At 58.8% G+C, this 18,029-nt stretch carries 17 protein-coding genes and 1 pseudogene; 3 read left to right on the forward strand and 15 right to left on the reverse strand.

The window, feature by feature from the left end; translation table 11 throughout:
- Positions 1 to 16: 16 nt before the first annotated feature.
- From QX034_RS03950 to QX034_RS03965, 4 genes are all read right to left on the reverse strand, one after another.
- Positions 17 to 1,048 carry a hypothetical protein gene (locus tag QX034_RS03950; protein WP_315704555.1) on the reverse strand — a complete coding sequence of 344 codons (1,032 nt, stop codon included), beginning with the start codon at positions 1,046 to 1,048 and terminating at the stop codon, positions 17 to 19.
- Entirely contained in the window at positions 1,045 to 1,611 is a 567-nt protein-coding gene (locus QX034_RS03955; RefSeq protein WP_315704556.1) for a hypothetical protein, read from the reverse strand. Before QX034_RS03955 ends, QX034_RS03950 begins: the two co-directional genes overlap by 4 nt.
- A gap of 43 nt (positions 1,612 to 1,654) precedes the next feature.
- Positions 1,655 to 1,978, reverse strand: a complete 324-nt coding sequence (locus QX034_RS03960; protein ID WP_315704557.1) for a hypothetical protein — start codon at positions 1,976 to 1,978, stop codon at positions 1,655 to 1,657.
- Between the two features lie 213 nt (positions 1,979 to 2,191).
- Complete coding sequence (locus tag QX034_RS03965) at positions 2,192 to 2,785, reverse strand: hypothetical protein (protein WP_315704558.1); 594 nt, start codon at positions 2,783 to 2,785, stop codon at positions 2,192 to 2,194.
- Between the two features lie 317 nt (positions 2,786 to 3,102).
- Between QX034_RS03965 and QX034_RS03970 the strand changes: the two genes are divergently transcribed.
- Positions 3,103 to 3,408 (forward strand): hypothetical protein, encoded by a 306-nt coding sequence (locus QX034_RS03970; protein ID WP_315704559.1) that lies wholly within the window; start codon positions 3,103 to 3,105, stop codon positions 3,406 to 3,408.
- Positions 3,409 to 4,171: 763 nt separating this feature from the next.
- On the opposite strand, the gene QX034_RS03975 is transcribed toward QX034_RS03970, so the two are convergent.
- From QX034_RS03975 to QX034_RS03995, 5 genes are all read right to left on the reverse strand, one after another.
- A complete protein-coding gene (locus tag QX034_RS03975) occupies positions 4,172 to 4,747 on the reverse strand; it encodes a hypothetical protein (RefSeq protein ID WP_315704560.1) in 576 nt (191 codons plus the stop codon).
- Positions 4,748 to 5,061: 314 nt separating this feature from the next.
- A complete protein-coding gene (locus QX034_RS03980; protein ID WP_315704561.1) occupies positions 5,062 to 5,637 on the reverse strand; it encodes a hypothetical protein in 576 nt (191 codons plus the stop codon).
- A gap of 44 nt (positions 5,638 to 5,681) precedes the next feature.
- Entirely contained in the window at positions 5,682 to 6,140 is a 459-nt protein-coding gene (locus QX034_RS03985; protein ID WP_315704562.1) for a hypothetical protein, read from the reverse strand.
- A 98-nt stretch (positions 6,141 to 6,238) separates the two neighbouring features.
- A complete protein-coding gene (locus QX034_RS03990) occupies positions 6,239 to 6,673 on the reverse strand; it encodes a hypothetical protein (RefSeq protein ID WP_315704563.1) in 435 nt (144 codons plus the stop codon).
- A gap of 278 nt (positions 6,674 to 6,951) precedes the next feature.
- On the reverse strand, positions 6,952 to 7,848 hold the full coding sequence (locus QX034_RS03995) for a M23 family metallopeptidase (RefSeq protein ID WP_315704956.1): 897 nt from the start codon (positions 7,846 to 7,848) through the stop codon (positions 6,952 to 6,954).
- Positions 7,849 to 8,027: 179 nt separating this feature from the next.
- Here QX034_RS03995 and QX034_RS04000 point away from each other — a divergent pair, with 179 nt between their 5' ends.
- Positions 8,028 to 8,582 (forward strand): hypothetical protein, encoded by a 555-nt coding sequence (locus tag QX034_RS04000; protein ID WP_315704564.1) that lies wholly within the window; start codon positions 8,028 to 8,030, stop codon positions 8,580 to 8,582.
- Here QX034_RS04000 and QX034_RS04005 read toward each other — a convergent pair.
- The 5 genes from QX034_RS04005 to QX034_RS04025 form a co-directional block, all read right to left on the reverse strand.
- Entirely contained in the window at positions 8,519 to 9,259 is a 741-nt protein-coding gene (locus QX034_RS04005) for a hypothetical protein (RefSeq protein ID WP_315704565.1), read from the reverse strand. The genes QX034_RS04000 and QX034_RS04005 overlap by 64 nt on opposite strands.
- 66 nt (positions 9,260 to 9,325) lie before the next feature.
- Complete coding sequence (locus QX034_RS04010; RefSeq protein ID WP_315704566.1) at positions 9,326 to 10,612, reverse strand: PBSX family phage terminase large subunit; 1,287 nt, start codon at positions 10,610 to 10,612, stop codon at positions 9,326 to 9,328.
- A 107-nt stretch (positions 10,613 to 10,719) separates the two neighbouring features.
- Entirely contained in the window at positions 10,720 to 11,778 is a 1,059-nt protein-coding gene (locus QX034_RS04015; protein WP_315704567.1) for a hypothetical protein, read from the reverse strand.
- 137 nt (positions 11,779 to 11,915) lie between these two features.
- Positions 11,916 to 12,263 (reverse strand): hypothetical protein, encoded by a 348-nt coding sequence (locus QX034_RS04020; RefSeq protein ID WP_315704568.1) that lies wholly within the window; start codon positions 12,261 to 12,263, stop codon positions 11,916 to 11,918.
- A gap of 482 nt (positions 12,264 to 12,745) precedes the next feature.
- The gene (locus tag QX034_RS04025) at positions 12,746 to 13,018 is read right to left on the reverse strand and encodes a hypothetical protein (RefSeq protein WP_315704569.1); all 273 of its coding nucleotides are present in this window, start codon (positions 13,016 to 13,018) and stop codon (positions 12,746 to 12,748) included.
- Positions 13,019 to 13,755: 737 nt separating this feature from the next.
- Here QX034_RS04025 and QX034_RS04030 point away from each other — a divergent pair.
- Entirely contained in the window at positions 13,756 to 13,941 is a 186-nt protein-coding gene (locus QX034_RS04030) for a hypothetical protein (protein WP_315704570.1), read from the forward strand.
- Positions 13,942 to 14,040: 99 nt separating this feature from the next.
- Here the strand turns inward: QX034_RS04030 and QX034_RS04035 are convergent.
- Positions 14,041 to 17,931 (reverse strand): annotated as a pseudogene (locus QX034_RS04035) (ATP-binding protein).
- Positions 17,932 to 18,029 lie beyond the last annotated feature (98 nt).

The following is an 18,029-nucleotide window of genomic DNA, read 5'->3' on the forward strand; positions in this document are numbered from 1 at the left end:
ATGCCGCGCTCGGCGATCAACGGCTTCCGCCCTCGCCCGCATTGTTGCGCATGTAGTCCTGGATCATGCCGAGCAGACCACCTGCCGGCGGTTGGAATCCTGTTGGATCTGACGGATCGCCGCCGTTGACCGATGCGATGAGGCCGGGTAGCCCGCCGGCCGACGAATCTGAGGTCGGCGGGTGATAGTGAGTTCGAGCAGGGAACGACAAGTCAAACGGCGCCCCGGCGGGGATAACCGAGGGTTGAAAGGGCGACGGCCAATTTGGACCGGAGGAAGCAGCACCGGCCGACGGAGCGAAACCACCGGCCGGTGTCGGGCCGGCAGCTGGAGCCAGTTGCGCACTCGACCTATTGGCCCGGGGTGCCGCATCCGTCCGCGGCTGACCGACACCTGGCTCCGGAAACCCGTACTCAAAAACATTGTTGCGGCTCGGCACACCGGCTGCCGCTGCGGAGTCCCGCACGGACTCATAGTTCCAGACTCGAGGGGCAGGCAGAGCCGGAGCCTGTGGAGGAACTTTGGGTAGAGGAATATACGCCCAAGGATCCTGCGACTTCCACCACGGAGCGATCGATGATCGTTTCTGAGGAGCAATTTCCAGGTTATTCCACCAATCACCAATAGCGTTTCCGTCGCCGATATGACCCGCAGTACCGCCTTGAAGATGTTCAATACCGGGATTGCCCTCCCGCCAAACCCAAGGCTGATCTGATCCGGGCCAAGACCCGTACGAGCCCGCAAGCCCGTCGTTGAATTGCCTAATAGCGGAACCTGCGCCTCGAGCAGCAACGTTGGGCTTACGGATCGTAAGCCCCAACAGCGCCTGCCCTATTGATCCTACAAAACCAGCCAATTTAAAGCCGTCGACGGCGGGACTATACAAGCCTGCTTTCGAGTCCGCCAACCATGACTTCAACGGTTGGTCACCGTACGAGAGCACTTTCCCATTGAAATCCACAAAACGATAGCTTTGATAGTAGTATCCATCTTTCGGGTTTTTGACCGGCTCTGCAAACTGCAAATATCCGTGAGCAGCTTCACTCATTGCAACCTCTTGCCCGTAAACGTTTCCCACTTGTCCACCTGCGGTCTTGCCAACCCCACAAGCGCAAGCGTGAACAGATCGCGCGCCGCGACCTGCCGATTGAAGACGTAAATGTTCTTGTTGACGCAGTAGCTTGCCATCATTGATCCGTCGGGATCTCGCTTGCACACCGCAATCGAGACAAGATATTGAGCGGCATCGCCATTAAAAGTGACCGCGGGGTCTCCGTCGGACAATATGGATGCAGTCAGGCCCCATCGACACGCCGTATAGTCGGCGTTGATCATAACCTCCTTTATCGACAATCTATTAGCGACCTCCGTCGTCATGCTGTCATCCCAGTATTCTTTTCGATCAAAAACAACTTTGCGGGGATCAATCGACAAGCAGCTAAGTCCGCTAACAGTAAACTCTTTGTAATTCACAGATACGGCCGCAAATAGCTCGTTCGGATTTGATCCCACGCCGAGCGCATACAGCGCTATCGCCAAGCCAACCGCGAGTACGGCGGCAGCGCCCCAGAACCTTTCAATCCCTGCCATCGGAATTGGGTGCTGAATCATGATCTGACTAGAGCCTCCTTGAGCCAGCCGTCGTTGGATGAGTTCAGACGAAAGCCTGCATCAACAAGGTAAGGGCGAAGAACCCGATCAGAAAAATGACAAATCCAATGAAGCCAGCGATCGTCTCTTCAATCTCGATGTGACCGGTCCCGTCGCTGCGGTAGCCAAGCACATTGAAGCTCTTCTGGGCAGAATTGAGCGGCTGCACATGGACTCTGCCGAACGAAACCAGCGGGAGAACGAGCCGCGCGACGGTGTATCCGAGCGCCTCGATCATGGCGTCAAAGATGCCTATAGGACGTCCGGCAAGCACCAAGAGCGCGCCCACGACGACGAACGCAAACCCTGTCACGATCAAGGTGAACAAGAGAACGTCCTTCGAAGCGTTGACTGAGCTAACTACCAATTAGAACAAATCAAGAATTTTGTCAAACGCCTCCAGCCCAGCCATCACGCAAATCCGTGCATTGTGACAATGCTGCGCACCCGCATGATGCGAGCCGGTGGATTGAAGCCAGAAACCAAGGGAGTGACCATTTCGATGAGACCATTGGGTCTAGGTGAGGTTGGCCGGCTCCGATCAGCGCGCTCCGCTCTCGACGGGATTATCGCGCATGTAGTCCTGGATCATGCCGAGCAGGCCACCGGCCCGCGGCTGGAATTGCGCCGGGTCGGACGGATCGCTTCCGGTGACCGACGCGATCAAGCCGGGGAGACCACCAGGCGCGTTTGGGGATACATCCGGTAAATAAGGTACGGGTGTCGCGCGCCCAGCGAAGGACGAACCTGAGCCGGGGCTTGCAGTTGCTGCGCTCGGCGGCCCGAACTGCCCCTTCAGATAGTCGGACGCCCAGGGCGCGACGCCAGCCCCCAGAGGTCCCTGCGACGGCGCTCGCATATAGGGCAACGGCTGTTCGGCGGAAGGCGCCACCCTTGCAATGCCGCTTTGGAGAGTCCGCGCAAAGGGAGAGAGTTCGTCCAGCGGACCCATTGCAGGAGGAAAGATGTATGTATTGATGAGATCGGCGATCTGAGCAGGGCTGTACGTCTTCGTGAGGGCAGGAGAGGCGTTTGGCGACCCAATCCCCCACTCCACGGCAATTTCTTTTGCTTTCCCGGGAGAAAACCACCCGTCCGGCGTGGCACCATTGACGCTGACGGAAGGAATTCCCACGGATACATTTCCGGTAATCCCTTTCCCGAGAGTGTCCTTGGACGATAGCCCCGGACGCAAATGAACCCAATGAGCTCCAAATCCTGGTATCCCAAAAGACCTAGTCACCGTGAAAGGCGGCGCGCCTGGGGCGCCTGGATTCCAATAATAAGTCCCACCCAGGCGACCAAACAGCGTTGGAAGCGACACTGAAATCCCGTCCGCGCGCAGGTTTCCATTCTTGTTGACCGACAATTCTTCCTCCATATTTAGACGAGACGACCGAAAGGCACCTTGCAGATCGGCTCACCGCCTCGGAATCTTCTTCGGATCTAACTATGATGAGTCCGTTTCCAGACTTGATCGTGCTCGCCTGGTTGCTTGGGATACTTGCGATTGCCCACAGAGCACGCGCGCTGCTTTATCGCGCCCTGAAACATCCGACTTCCGACGCAGGATCCGCTGATTTTTCCCGATTTGGATTCATCAAATTAGCCATCCATATCGATCCGTCCAAGCTGACCGAAGCAGGTCGCCCACTCCTCTCGAGGGCACAGTGGGCCGAACGAATTCTCTCCCTTTGGGTGATCGATGTCCCGCTGTTTATTTTGATTCCGCTCCTCTCGCCTCCTTTGCATCCGTGATGAAGCAGTCTGACCGGCCGGTCCATCGGCGCCGCAATTGGCTGCCAGGTGATTTTTGAAAACTGCTCTCGTGTGCTATTGGAGCTGGATCGGCAGGCTCGCGAGGTCCCCAATAAGGTTGGTGGTCGCGCATGACATGATGCATCTCTGCTCGTGGCAGACGTGCCCTTCTGCGGGCACCTGTTCCGAACACGCCTTCTTCAGCAGCAGACGACCTCAACGGCCTTGAATCCCGGCTGGATCGGTCCGCATGTACTCCTGGGTCATGCCGAAGAGACCTCCCGCAGGAGGCAGAAAATGCGAGGGATCGGAATGGGCGTTGCCGTTGACCGACGCGATCAGACCAGGAAGACCTTTCGAGGTCGGTTCAAAAGGGCCGGTTGGAGATTGATTTTGTGAGAGCGCCGCCGATATCGAACCAACACGGGCCCCGGAGTTGCTCGCCGCGCCATAAGAAGCTGCAAAACCAAGCCCCCGTTCTCCGGCTCAATTGCGCTACGCTTGCCCGGGGCAGGTGCGCTGGATGGAGCAGAAGATGGGACCCGGTTCACGGTCACAGCGAAATCGGCAAAGCCCGCCGATGGGCCAGTCCAAGGCGCACCGCTCCCCGTTGGCGCAACAAATTTGAGAGGATACCGTTAAACGATGGATCGATCCTTTGACCCTGGCGGGTAACGATCAGCTTTCCTGTCGTCAGCGCATCTAGAACGAGATCTTGAATTTGATCTCTATTCAAATTATCAGTTGATCTTCTCAGAATACTTCACCCGATGGCTTTTGGCTCCGGCTGAAACTGGCTGTTCACGCTGTGCGCGACGATTTTCATCGCGCCATCGGATTCAACGACGGCCTGTGCCAATAGCGCGAACTGATCCTCGCTGAGATCGTAGTAGGTCTCGCGGCTTTCCTCCTCGCGCTCCTCCCACCACACTTTGACAACGCCAACCTTGGACAATAGCGCGTCCTTGATGAAGGAGTAGAGGATCATGAAGCCGGGATTCTGCTGCATGAAGACGTGATTGACGTAGTCCGTCTCCTGGGCAGCCGCGGCCTCATCCTCCGGCCCGACCGGCTCGAAGCGGACCACCTCGTCGGAGCCGGCAAAGATATCCATCAGATGCGGCATCAACCCCTCGACGGTGTCGGCGACGTCGGTCGAAACCGCGCGAGAGCGGCCGTCCTGCACCGGCATGTCCTTGCGCATATCGCCGAGATAATAATCTATGGCATCGGCGCGTTCCTCCGCTAGCCGTGCAGCGGAAATGGCGGCGAGCGCATCGGCCTTTTCCGACGCCAGCATGGCCTTCAGATCGGAGATCGACATTTTCGGCATGTTCATCACCTTTCAAAACTAGATATCGAATTCCGCGCACGAATTCAAAATACGACGGTCGATCCGCAACTTGAAACGCTGCGGCGCGAGGTCGCGATCGACGAGGAGCAGCTCGCGCTCTGCAGGAATGACCGCCTGTTACAGGCGATCAGAAAACAACACTCAATGAATGAAGCAGTCCAGCAGACACCGTATTGATTGTCGCCGGAGTATACGGTGCACCACATGTAGCCACGCGCACGAGACCGGTCGGTTCTGTCGGAATATCGATGATCCCCAAGGACCGAATAACCAATTCAAAACGATCTATGGCCGATGCTCTAGCCAGACGGGTTCGGTAGACGTCCGGAAGGATAAACCAACCGACTCGAAAGGCGCCGGTACGCGTTCGGATTCTGGCTGTCCAATGCCGGTTCCGGCCTTTCGGCCGAGACGTTCAGATCACTCCTCGGATTTTTCCACGGCACCGGCGGAGCGTACGGACGTCCAAATGGATCAATCTCTATGATATTTTGATCTTGCGTCTTAGGGATACGCTCGGTTGGCAATTCGATCGACTTGTCCCTTTGATCGTTTGGATCGCTCCAGTCCGTCGCTGGAGCGAATGCATCATTGAATTTCTTTAGCTCCCTCAGCACGTCTCCCATGATGTTGTTGGGATCGTTCAATTGCTTGCTGAAGCTTTCGACGGAACCATACAAACCTTTAAGGTCATCCATTAATGCGTCTGGATTTTTCTTGATTCCCTCTGGATAGTACGAGCTCGGTCCATTGATGATATCGTCAAGCTGCTTTCCGACCATCCCGAAAATCCGTGATCGGTCCCCCTCCCCAATGCTCGGAGCATTTGGCGGTGATAGTGGAGCTTGTTCGATGATGCTTCTGCTGTCGGTCATATCAAATTGATCCTATCAATAATGATAGGCGCTAGACCGCATGCCTAGCGCGGGTGAGAAAACGTGAGATAGATCATTCCAATGCGTTCGTTCCAGGAAAACGGGTTCCGCACGAACTCGTCCCGCTCTCTCATGACACGCCGATAGATCGGCACTCGCAACAAACCGGTTGTGAGTTTCGCATGGAATTGTTCGGCAGCCTCGTTCGTATAACAACAGCCGGGCGGCCCCAGAACATTCATATCCATTGTCGGAAGACCCGTGGTGTCGGGACGGACAACGATTTTGATCATCAGACCGGCCGCGCGGATTTCGCAAACGCGCTCATAGCTGCAGTTCTCTAGTTTTCCTGTGTCCGTCTTTCCAGCCGCGTCGATCGCGTAGTTGAGGACGAAGTCTTCAGCCCAAGCAGCCGCATTCGTCACCGTCAACAGCGCCAGCAGCATGACCATGCGCAAGGCGGCAAGAGAGCAGATAGCGCGCAACCGCGATCCTCTAGTCATGGTTCGATCCGTCTGCACCTGTTACGTATCCAATGCGGCAAGAGCCCCGCTTCACTTCGCAACCGTCGCTGTCGAGCGAACTTTGGATTCGAAGACCCCTAGCCATCTCTCGATACTCCAACAATCCGCTGCGCAACGATGAGCACGAGATTAGTCAGCCGATGCGCCCCCCACAACAGAAACACGATGAGGGAGAAGACGCCGAGGGACGCCCCAAGATCGGCCACGGTGAACTCGGCCAAGGCTCCGCGGCCGTACATCAAGACACGCAAGCTGTCGTCGGTTCGCGACATCAAGATCGTCAGGAGAAGAAGCGCGTAAGAAAGCGTCACCACGGGAGAGCGGCGGAAAACAGCCAAAACAAAGATCGGGGCCAGCCAGATGCAGTGCATGAAGACATCTGGGTGGCCCCATTTCCCCCATCGGAAATCCACGGGATAGCTGACAAGGTCGGTCAGCACCAACCACGTCACCAGGCATGCGCAGGCGACGATGAAAGCCGCGGAGGAGATCCGGTCGCGATCCCATTTCATCAGGTTTTCGCTTGCCTAGTTGAGCTGTCTTCCCGCGGAGGTTGGCAACTCTGTTTAAGGACCTCACGACGAACAAATCAAGAACATCAGAGGACAACAGATTTGTCAACTGCTCGCTTGAACGCCGCCTTAGCCGCACGCGATGCGGAGCGCGAGCCGGCCGATCGAAACCCCAATGACACAACACACGGCGGGGGCATCGTTATGCGCGCATAGCGAGCTCTTCCGACGAGATCACCATCAGTACGGACCGAATCGAGCACGCTCCGGAAGACACCTCACTTATTCCAACTCGCAGGCTTGTGCCGGAGCGCAGCCCAGTCCTCTAGCCCCGGCGTCGCGCCTCCGAAGATCGGCGGCGGGAATGGATAATCGGGCATCGGCTCGCCGGTGACGATGCCGAGCGGTCTGGCGGACTGAGGCGGCGGCGAGAGTTGCTGATAGGGCGACAGCGGCCCGTTCGTTCCGCCTGCAGACGCCCAACTTCCAAAACGGTCATCGAATGAGGGGGCACGATCCATCGGCGGGAGTTGATTGGGCTTGGTCCCGACGACATCCACGTTCAGACCAGAAACAGCCGGCGAGCTCGCCGGGCGCGAGCGCAGAATCCGGACCGCATTTCCTTCCGGCGGAGCAGGGGTTCGTCCCGGAGCCGCGTCGTCTGCCTGATGGGCGTCGACCAATTGCGAGCCATAGCGCGGGCCGGCGTCCGGCGTATCGCCGAAGTCACGATCGGCCGCCGGACCAAGCTCGCGTCGATATTGGAGATAGTCCTGCAGATAGGCTGGAGCGTAAGGAGCGGGGTCGATGGGGCCTTTCCGCTCCCAATAGTCCGCCGGATCAATAACCTTACCGGTAGGATCTTTCAATTGATAGTGAACGTGAAAGTCACCACCTTCAATTCCTCGCCGTCTCACTCCGGTGTTGCCCATCGTTCCGATCAATTGTCCGGCAAGCACAGGGTCCCCAACCGAAACATGCTGACGCTGCGTATGGAGGATTTCGTGGACGTAGCCATCTGCGTCTTGAATTGCGATCGTTCCATAGCCTCCTTCCCCCGCATTGATCACCTTACCCGTAACTGGTGACCGAAGCGCCGGATGGCTCGTGTTGAATCTCGATTGCTGCCCCCCCCAACATAGTTGAAATCCACGCCACGATGAGGATTCGTCGATCCTGGTGGACGATTGGTCGCTCCGAAGGGGCTCGTCGTATGCGGCGAATACGTTCTTTGCGTCTTTTCATCTTTCATCAATGGCAGCACGCGCCGCATGATATCGTCCCATGACATCTCGGTTTCCTGTGTTTGAGCTGCACCGCTTGAACGAGATCACCTGCGCTCGCCTGATAACGATTGCGCAATTTTGTATTAGAAGTTACCTTCCTACTACTTGATGCACGACAACTGGTGCTGGAGGCGTACTTGCGGATGCATTACATATTCCTAGCTCTCGCTTTGATGACCAGCACGGGCGCTGCAGCTTATGCGCAGGACGGTTCAAAGCCTCCACCGCAGAAATGGCGCCCGAAGGATGGCATATACGCGGTCCCGGGTCCTGACCACGCAGCCCGGTGCGGGGATCAGGCCGAAGCTTACGTCGAGCTTGGCGAGAACTTTATTGGCGGTAGCGAATATGGCTGCGCCATACGGAAGATCACCGACCTGGCGCCTGGGCGCATGAAGCTCGAAGCGTTGTGTGATGACGCCCAGACCGGAAAATCGAAGAATGAGTTGATCCTACTGAAACGAATCGACGATAATATTTTTTCCTGGAGCCAAATCACCCGTGGGGCCAGCGCCGCTGGCGTGAAGTTCGCCTACTGCCCCGAAGACGCACAGCGCACCTATCGAGAAAACTCCGCGCGAGCCAAAGAAGAGCAAACCAAGGAGCCGGCGCAGAGGCGCTGATCGCAACTCCGACGTGGAGCGCCGGAGGCGAGAGCCGCTCCACGGTGGGCTTCATTTTTGAAATTTGCTCTCGTTGAGACGTGCGTAATATCTGTGAACCAGATTGATGTTGCCCCTGTATTTGATCTCAGGCAGAGTGCAAACTCGCTGAGCGTTGAGGGACTCAATCTCCTCGCTTTTTTTCTTTCGCAGACATGCTCCGGTCTAGCTTCGTGCGAGCCACGCGAAGTCTTATCAACGGGCTCTCTGCCGACGTATTTTTTCGTCACCCGATCATAGCCGGAAAAGACCAACAGAACGTCGGCGCGAATTGTCTTGTATTCGTCATATCCCGCGAGCCCATGCCTCTTAGCAACGGTGTCCAGCTTTGCCGTTGTCTCCGGGCCGGTCTTGTAAAATCCGTCCTGACTGTTTTCTCTGATCTCGTCTACCTCGTCTGCGGAATCGAGCAGGCCCAAGATCTGCTTTTCAGTTAGCGGCATCTGCACAAATTCGATACACGACTTTTTCACCTCATTTTGCGTCGCGACCACCTTGCCTTGCGCAGGCGAGGTCTGAGCGTGGACCGCGAAACCAAAATTGAGCGTCAGAACACACACGGACAGTGCGAGGGGCGCTCGCCGGATGAACGATATCATGCGAAAATCGGCATTTGCATCGGTGCTTCTCCAATCCATCTTACGTGATGTCCATTGACCAGCGCAATTCACCCGTGAAGTCGCGTCCGCGAGCTGGTCGGACCGTCACCGCCAGCCTGCGTCCTGATAGCGGATCGGCCGGTTGAAGCTGAGAACCCGGCCCGGCGCCTCATAACAGATTGCCATCAGCCCGAGCGCGTCGGCGGCGTGCGAGGACCAGTCGTGCTCGGGACCTAATCCAATGTTACGCGCCTCGTCCTTGCGCTCGTGGTAGAATCCGAGCGCCTCGCGGCCTGCCTCGGTGGTCGCTTCGTTGAACCAGAGCTGCGGGCCGAGGCGACGCAGAGCCTCGATCCGCATCATCGCAGCGCCCCTGCCCTGGTTCTTCACCGGCGGCTCGACGGCAAATCCTGCCTCGCGCAGATGATCCTCATAGCGCTTGCCGGTGACGCTGTTTGTCGTCACGCCGTCATGCGGCAGATAGAGGATCGCGTCCTGATAGCCCCTTGAGCGCAGCCAATTGACGTGGAAGGCGAGCACCTGACCGACCGCCTCGTAATAGTCCAGCACGCGGATCTCGTTACCAACCCACTGGGTAATCCAGATCGTGAAGGCGTCGGCGGTCGCGCCGGCGCCGCCGATATCGATGAAGCCGCGCAACGGCAGCAGCGGATCGGCCGACACCTTGCCGATCCGCGACTCGCGCTTGGCTTGCGCCAGCAAATCCGCGAAATAGGCTCCTTCGAAGGCCCGCACGTAGTCGCCCTCCCAGATGTGATCGTAGCGGTCGGGATAGAGCGCGAGATCCAGCCGCCGCTCCTCCTCCAACACGGCTGGAAACCACGGATTGTCGCGCCAATTTGCCTTGACCAGGATTGCACCGTCAGGCTTGCGCCCGCGCAGGAAATCATCAATAGCGTCGGACTTGCGACGTGGATTCCACGAAGCCCAGAGCTCTGAGCCGGCGGCACGGATGGTCGGCCGCAGCAGCGACAGCGAGCGTGCGCTCAATGTCTGCGCTTCGTCGATCCAGGCGATGCGGAAGCCTTCCAACGATTTGATCGAATCCGCCGTGTGATCCTGCATCCCGCGGAAGATGATGAGACCATCGCCGGGCGTTGCGATCTTATCGCTGTAGAGCTTGAAGCCGTGGCCGAGACGAAGGCCCGCGATCTTGTTCTCGATCAGCCGTTTCGACGATTGCGCTAGGGTGCGCTGTGCCTCTCGGATGCAAACAGCAAGCGTGCCGCGCTCGGCCTGGCATGTCTCCACCAGCAGCTCACCGAAAAAATGCGATTTGCCCGAGCCGCGGCCCCCGAAGGCGGCCTTGTAGCGCGCCGGCTGCAGCAGCGGCTCGAATACTTTCGCCGTCGGAATACGTAACGTGGACAAGGGCGCCTCGTTCCAAGTGTTCAGCGGAGCGTCTCGAAGGACCCCGACAACGATAGCTCGTCCCCCTATCGGCCTTCACGAACCTGGGGCCATTCCCATCCACGCAATCACCGCTGCATCAGCGGCTTGATCCAACGCGAGAACCAGTCGCTCATGTCGTCTCCGGACGACGTCGATGGATCGTAGCCCCCGAACATCGGAGGAGCGGGGTAGACCGGCAGCGGCCGGCCGCCAGAGGCCGCCTCCGAGCCGACAGATGAGTTGAGCCCTCGCTGCATCTGCGCCGGAACAACGGGCGCCGCTTGAGGAGGCGCAGCCCAGCCCCCAAAGCGTTGGTCGAACGATGCCGAAGGCGGCGGTGACTGCGCCGAGTCTGGCGCAAACGGAACGGCGGAGGTGCCTGTATCGAAAACGGACGCGCCTGACGGACTGACCTGCCGGCCGCGCAAATAGCGATCCGGAGGCCGACGCTCACCTGATCCAGCTGACTGCCGAAGACTGGATGACTCAGAGGCTTCCGGCAAATTCGACCATTTCCCATACCGGTCATCGAACGTGGGGGACGCCCCCTGATCGTAAATCGGTCCACTCGGAAGATGACCATTCCGCTCCGACGGCGTATCGTATCCACCGCCGACGAATGCGTAGTCCTGCTGCACGCCGCGAAGCGATTGAGGAATAGCGGCTGGCCTCCCGGCGCCGTCGATCATAAACTTCGATCTTGGATTATCGATCAAGGTCTTTTCAACATCCGAGAGATACTGACTGCTGCGCAATGGAGACAGGTACAAGAGGTCGCTACCTAGACCGGCAGCTTCCATGATCCGGTTGACCATCGCCGTGCAAACATTCGCATCTGCTACGTTATAGTTTCCGCTGGAAGAGCTAATGCGCTGAATTTCGTTCAGAGCTTGTGTCGCCTGCTCCTCGGTTATCGGTACCGTGAACGTCTTATGCGCAGCGCCGGCGACACTGGAAAAATCGGCTGGAGGTGTCTGACCAGGGGCAAGTGAGTGAACGTCGAATTTTCCATAACTCCAAGGCGAGTAGTGGCGCTGGGGACCAAACCCCGCGTAGGTTTGTTTAGAAGGCTCGTTGACGACGACCGCTGCGTGACCTGGAATATTCGGATTGATCTGAATCGTCAAAGAATATCGAGGCGCCATGTTTTTCATCCTCAATTATTGCGCCTGTATTGGGTCCGTGAGGCTCCCGAAGATCGCTCCGCGTAAACGTTCTTCGCCGCCCCTTTATGCTCCAATCCAAGTCAAACCGGCAGCGGCAAGCAGCCGAATTACCCTAGCTAACGCTTATGCCAGTCTGGGATGTCCTCGGATTCCCGCTCCTCGCTGGCTCCGCGCAACCGCGATCCAGCGCTGCACGTCCAGCCAACGAAGTACGAGATGACGCAGCTTTCCAAGTAATAAGCCGGAATGCTATTCAGCCAAGAGTCGATCGAAAATGGGAAATCACCCGATCCCAGTAACATTCCTAGCCCGGCCCAAAACAAGGCCGCCGGGAAGACCGCGATGGTGGCCAAGAAGACGCTGGCCTTCAGACCGGAGAAGAAGGCCCAGCCGAAGAATACGGCAAAATGCAGCGTATAGATTGCGCAGGCGATGAGACCACCCTTATTAGATCGTACGGTCATCGTCGGCCCTCGGCTGCAATGAGTCCGTTTCGAGATATGTGATCAAGCTCTCGTCTAGGCGCGCCAATGGGCGCGCCGACCAGTCGTATCAGAATCTGCCAAGACACGTTGAGCCCCCAACCAAAGAGATACAGGATAATATAGCAAGGCACCATTCATCCAGGAATCGGCCGGGAACGGCGGATCATGAAGACCAAGGCCAGACCAAACAAATCCAAGGAAAACGCCGCCGTGCAGGACTGCAAGCCCAGCCAGCACAATGCTCGACTTGAGGCCCGCGAAACGCCCAAGAGTGCTAAACAGCAGATAATGCACCGTATAGAGGCCAGAGGCGACAAGACCTCTCTTATTCAGCCGCACGCTAAGCTCCCGCACCGGACCTGTTAAAGACAACCTGGAACAAAACAGGAGCATGAACAACTACAATCTTCGATTGACGGGAGCGACGATGACCGCCGCGTGTCGGCGCGGGGCCACTGCGTTCAGTCTACGTCGTCTGGCTCGCTGTCGCTCTCCCCCTGTTCAGGACAAACGATCACCCGTTCGATGCGATGGATCAGTTCGAGCGCCCCATCCTCACCGTTCTGCAGTGCCTGCGGCGGCTTGCCCCAGCCGCGATCGAGGAGTGCGGTTGCTGCCGAGACGCGTGCCGCATGGCTTGCGTCCTTCGATCTCATAACGCCGGCTAGGGCAAGGATTGCGGATCGGGTGTGGCTGCGCGCGAGAGAGCGAATGTCGGTAAGCGTCTTGGCCATATCTTTTCGATGTCAGATGGAGAAGGCGAGCGAGAGATGATCGTCGACGGGCTCACGGCAGCGCGTCGCAGACGGCCAGAAGGACGAGCCCAACCAGCGCGAGAGAGATCAAGTAAGCGGTCATTGAGCCTCACTCTTGCGGAAACAAAGATGCGGCAGACCGCGTCGAACGCGATCGTTTCGGGCGCGAACCCTATCCCCCTGGATCGAGGGACCGCGGCGGCGCCAGCCAGCATCGGCGCGCCGCAGGCCAGCCCGTTCGCGCGGACCGGCCAGTATTGCACGTCACGTCAAGACAGAGACTTGTACGTGGCGGGCTTGAGATTCGGACGACGATGCGCGCGAGCAGCAAAGATCTGTTCAGGCGTCCTGCTATGCGGGCCGCCGTCCGATTGGAAATGTTGGTCAACAAAAAGCCCGCAGCCGGTTTGCCGGTGCGGGCTCTGATCACCTGATCGATGATCGCGTCGATAATGCCATCATGCTGGTGATTTGCCCGACATGTCAAACTTTAACGAAATGCCGCCAATCGATGCAGCGCGCCAAAAACCAGTGCAACAATTTCTCGGCGCGACAAGCAAAAAGCCCGCGGCCGTTTCGCGGCGCGGGCTCTATAATGTTTTCGATGATGTCAAAATGCTCCTGATTTGCCCGACGAGTCAAGCGCCGTTTTCGACATCGCATTGTCCTTAGCCCGACGGGCACCATTAGCGACGAAGCCGGAAGGAGGCCTCGAGATGTATGCCGTTGCGGCCATTCTGGCCACTCTGTCCGCGTTGCTCTATGCAGCCGGCCAGCACCAGCTCGGCTCAGCCAGCTCCGATGTTTGCCAGTATGGCGGCCTGTTCTGTGACAAGCCGCACTACGTGTTCGCCGGCGCAGTGCTTGCTGCGGTGTGGGGCAAGTTCGTCAGCATGCGCTAGCGTCCATCGGGACCGCTCGCGCTCCTCCATTACAGTTCATGCATCCTGCTTCGAATGGCGCTGCAGGACCGCTTGGTTCCTTCAACGCCCGCGGCGCCATCAGGGAGAGGACGGCCTCGCGCGACGGCCCGCGAGCGCGTGGCGCAAGGCACGGGACAGATCATCGATCGAATATGGTTTTTGAATCAGCTCGAAACCATGCTCATTGTTTTGCGCGAGGACATGACTGTAGCCGCTATTGAGCACGACCGGAATGGTCGGAAGCCGCCGGCGAATCTCATTGCCTAGCGTAACACCGTCCATGCCGGGCATGACGATATCAGTCAGAACAACGTCAAAGCCGGTCGGATTCTCATCCAAGAGCCGGAGCGCCTCGGCCGCGTTCCTCGCGAGCACGGTGCGATAGCCGAGTTCCAGGAGCAGCTGCGTCGAGAATTCGCCCACGTCCAGATTGTCCTCGATCACCAGCACATTCCAACTCGTATCGACATCCTCAGCGTCCCGCGCGTTATCCTGGCGCGGCTCGATCGCCTTGATGCTCAACGGCAGATGGAGCGTGAGCGCCGTTCCGTGACCTACTTCGCTCTCGACATGAATCCAGCCACCGGACTGATGAACGAAGCCATAGACCTGCGATAGGCCGAGGCCGGTTCCACGACCCACATCCTTGGTCGTGAAGAAGGGCTCGAATATGCGGTCGATCTGGTCGGCCGGAATGCCGCATCCGGTGTCGCTGATCGTGATCCTGGCGAAGGCCCCCGTTGCCTGCTGGTCCGGTCCACGTTCTTGGTCGGCCCGGATCGTCAGTATGCCCTGCCCGCTCATCGCGTCGCGCGCATTGGCGACCAGATTGACGAGAGTGGTCTCGAACTGATTCATGTCGACATCGATCGGCAATGGCCGGTCTGCGACATTGAGCTCGAGTATCGCGGGCGACCCGAGCACGGTCCTCAGCATGTCGCCAATACCCTCCAGATGCGCGGCCGCATCGAACACCTGCCGCTCTACCGGCTTGCGGCGGGCGAAGGTCAGCAACTAGCCGGTGAGTTTAGCCGCACGATCCGCGGTGTCGGAGATAGCATCGATATAGCGCCTCATCCGCTCCGGCGGCAGGTCGCGTCGACGCAGGAGATCCGCCGACGACCTGATCACGGTGAGAAGGTTGTTGAAGTCATGGGCAACCCCGCCGGTAAGCTGCCCGATCGCTTCCATCTTCTGCGCCTGGCGGAACGCTTCCTCTGCCTTTCGCCGCTCGGTCAGCTCGACTGCTTCCGGGACGAGGACCAAGACATTGCCGCGCTCGTCGCGAACGGGGCGCATCTGAAAATCGAACCAGCGCCAACCACCGACCGGCAGGTTGACATGAAGATCGTGACGAATGGATTGACCTCCGGCAACCGTAGCTACTGCAGTGCGGATGATGTTCGACGCGTGCGGAGTGCCGGCAAACCACGGCGTCTCCCAGAACGGCATGCCCGCAATCTCGTCCAAGCATTTGCCGATCGCCGAGAGCGCGGTGGCATTGGCATCGCGCACGGTACCGTCGGTGGACAGGAGAATCTGGAACGTATAGCTGGTCTCGAAGATCGTCCGTAGCCGCGCCTCCTTCGCCTGCAGCTCCGCCGTGCGCTCGGCGACCTGGATTTCGAGCTGCTCATTCAGACCGCGCAGCGCTTTCTCCGCCTTGCCCCTCACGCGCGCGAGATCGATATTGGCGCGGACGCGGGCCAGCAACTCGCGGGCGCTGAACGGCTTGCTGAGATAATCACTGGCGCCGGCGTCAAGCCCTTCGACTTTGGCCTCCTCGCCCGCGCGCGCCGACAACATGATCACGGGAACGTCGTGCAGCAGGCGGTCGCTTCGTAACGCCTTCAGCAAGCCGAAGCCATCGAGGCCTGGCATCATGACATCGGTCAACACCAGATCCGGACGCCGGCGCCTCGCCGCCTCCAGTGCCGCCCAGCCGTCAGCAACCGCTTCGACCTCGTAGGCTCCGCCAAGCAGCCGCCGAACGTAGCCGCGCATATCCGGATTGTCGTCGGCGAGCAGAATTCGATTCTGCTTCCGCTCAATCGGAAAGCCCAGCCCAAGATCATCCGAAGAGGACTGGTGAGGCGCTTCGAGGCGAGGATCACCTTCCAGCCATCCAAGAGCCTCGTCGATATAAGCCTGTGCGCGCATGTTGGCCGAATTTGGCGCGCTTGATTCCACCAGGCGGTCTGACGGCAAATGCGACGATCCGAATGGAATCGTTACCGTGAATATGGAGCCATGCTCGAGCTCACTTTCGGCCCGGATCGTGCCGCCGTGAAGCTTGACCAGTTCCTGGACCAAGGCGGGGCCGATGCCGCTCCCTTCGTATGACCGCCCGCGCGCTCCCTCAACCCGACGGAAGCGCTCGAACAGATGCGGCAGCTCGGCGCAAGGAATGCCCGTGCCGGTATCGCGAACCTTGATCTCGGCATGGCGCCGGTCCTCTGCGAGCCCGATCGCAACAACGATCTCGCCCTCGAAGGTAAACTTGAACGCGTTCGAGACCAGATTGAGGACGATCTTCTCCCACATGTTGCGGTCAACAAAGACCGGCTCCGGCAGAGGCGCGGCATCGATCCTTAGACGCAAGCCTGCCCGGTCCGTTGCGGAGCGGAAATTTGAGGCGAGCTCCGCCGTGAATCCCGCCAGATCGACAGGCTCATAATTCGCCAACACCCGCCCCGCCTCGATCCGCGAGAAATCGAGCAGGGTATTGACCAGCTTCAACAGGCGAATGCCGTTGCGGTGAACCACTTCCAGAACCGCCCTTTCGTCCGCACCGAGCTCGGGCCGCTCGCGGGCCAGGATGTCCTCCAGCGGGCTCAGCATGAGCGTCAGCGGGGTTCGGAATTCGTGGCTGACATTGGAGAAGAACGCGGTCTTGGCGCGATCCAATTCGGCAAGAGCCTCCGAGCGGCGACGCTCCGCTTCATAGGCGCCGCCATTGCTGACAGCAGCAGCAATCTGACTGGCGACCAAACCGAGAAAACCGGCATAGGCTTCGTCATACGGCCGGAAAGGATTGAGACCGGCGATTACAAAGCCGCAAGGCGCAGCTTCGCCACTCGACAGGATCGGAAGCAGCACGGCTTGATCCGGCGGCTGACGCCAACCTCCGCTCGGAAAGTCCGAACCGAACCGCCGCGACAAGTCATGGACCGCCACGGGCGAAAGCTGCTGGAGCGCTTCCGCCACCGGCCACATCCCGCAGCCGGCTGTAGGCAACGTCGGTTCGACCGCAGGATGATCCCGATCGATGCCGCTGAGCGCTGCGAGACGAGCGACATCCCCGCTCGGCTCGATTATATAGATCATCGCAAATGGCAGATCACGGAGATCGTAGGTCAACGCCCGCGCGCTGCGCAGGCAGGCCTCATCGACACTGCGGGCTTCTGCCGCTGCACTCGCCAGTTCCCGCAGCAGCGACAACTGGCGCTCGCTGATCACGCGCTGGGTGTCATCGGTATTCGCACAAAAGATCCCTCCCGGAGATCCGTCGTCGTCAGGAATCGGACTGTAGGAAAACGTGTAGTAGGTCTCTTCCGGAAAGCCGTTGCGCTCCATGATCAGGAGCTGGGCCTCACTGTAGGTCCCCTCGTCGCCTCCGCTCGCCTTTGCCAGCAGCGGGCCAATGTCATCCCAGATCTCGCGCCAGACCATCGACGTCTGACGACCGAGTGCCCAAGGGTGCTTGCCGCCGATGATGGCCTTGTAGGGATCGTTGTAAAGATAGACCAGATCCTTGCCCCAGCCGATCCAGATCGGCTGTCGAGACGTGAGCATGATTCGCACTGCGGTCTTAAGACTCTGTGGCCACGTCTCCGGCGGTCCGATTGAGGTGTTCCCCCAATCGAACTCCAGCATCAGGCTCGCCAGTTCGCTTCCGCCCGAAAAAAGCCGCTCGCGTTCGGCAACGCGACCCGTCTCGTTTTCCGTTTCCAGCTCTTGTCCTGGCAGTCGCGTAACCGGCAAGCAGGACCCCTGTGCTACATACTCCTCGTGAAGCGCAACGCCAAAGCGGCAACCACGGTTCCACGCATGGGAACAAATCGAGA

This window comes from Bradyrhizobium sp. SZCCHNR3119 (genome assembly GCF_032487775.1).
Classification (GTDB): Bacteria; Pseudomonadota; Alphaproteobacteria; order Rhizobiales; family Xanthobacteraceae; genus Bradyrhizobium.